The 976-nt window shown below is 69.0% G+C and carries 2 protein-coding genes; one reads left to right on the top strand and one right to left on the bottom strand.

The window, feature by feature from the left end:
- Positions 1-241, bottom strand: a 241-nt coding sequence (locus ACLE20_RS15500; protein WP_410941213.1) for a WhiB family transcriptional regulator, incomplete at its 3' end; no start/stop codon positions are given.
- Between the two features lie 302 nt (positions 242-543).
- Here ACLE20_RS15500 and ACLE20_RS15495 point away from each other — a divergent pair.
- The coding region (locus ACLE20_RS15495) for a hypothetical protein (RefSeq protein WP_410941212.1) at positions 544-976 on the top strand (433 nt) is incomplete at its 3' end.

Here is a 976-nt window from a genome sequence, read left to right as displayed (position 1 = left end):
GCTCGGCGAGCGAGCGCAGCTGACGTAGGGCGAAGGTTCTGCCGCGGCCGGCTTCCGGGATGACGATGCCTGCCCACAGACCCTCGGCGCGTGGGAGTTCGACGGCCTCTCGGGCGCAGGCCCACCGGCGCGGGCAGAGCCGGCAGATGGCCTTGGCCTCCTCGTCGGCCCTGGACACCCACCGTTCGGGGTCGCGGGTGCATTCTCCGACGGGCAGTCCGTCCATCCCCACTGCGTTCATCTCTGGCTCCTATTGGGTCGTGCGCCACGTCTCCGAAGCGCGATGAGCCGAATCTATAGCAACAACCGTAGCGATGCAACAGTTTGGTGGTGGGCGGGTGGAGAGCGGTGCGGATCACGCATGAGTGCCCGTCAGAAGCGTCGCTGTCCAGAAAGTGAATCCGTGGGTTGATGACCTGGCCCAATCGAACCGTCGCAATGACATGGTTGTAACTAGCACGCCGCAACGCTTTCGGTGTGCGGCTGGGGCGTCTAAGGTGGTTCAGACGTAGCGGTGCAGCGGTTGAACGAGAGGGACGGCGCGTGGTCAACGTCGAGCCGGCCGATGCGGCTGGTGACATCGACCCGGGCATGGTCCGTGCCGGCGCCGCCGCGGCCGCCCGCCGCCGCGAACTCGACATCAGTCAGCGCCGCCTCGCCGCCGAGGGGATCATCAATGCCGGCGCGCTCATCTCGTTCGAGAAGGGACGCAGTTGGCCGCGCGAGCGGACTCGGGCGAAGCTCGAGGAAGTGCTGCAGTGGCCCCAGGGCACGATCGCGCGGCTCAGGCAGGGCGCCCCGGCGGCCGTCGAACCCGAACCGCCACCGAGCGCACCGACACCGCTCACACCGGCAGTCGGCGGCGACGAGGTGTCGCTCATCGCGCAGGCCGTGGACGCAGCCGTCCGCTCCCTGGCCGACGCCGCCACATCGCTGCCGCCAGTGGAGGATTCCGGCTTCACGCCGCGCGTCACCG

Source organism: Rhizobium sp. YIM 134829 (assembly GCF_046546455.1).
This window is presented reverse-complemented; position numbering and strand designations above follow the sequence as displayed.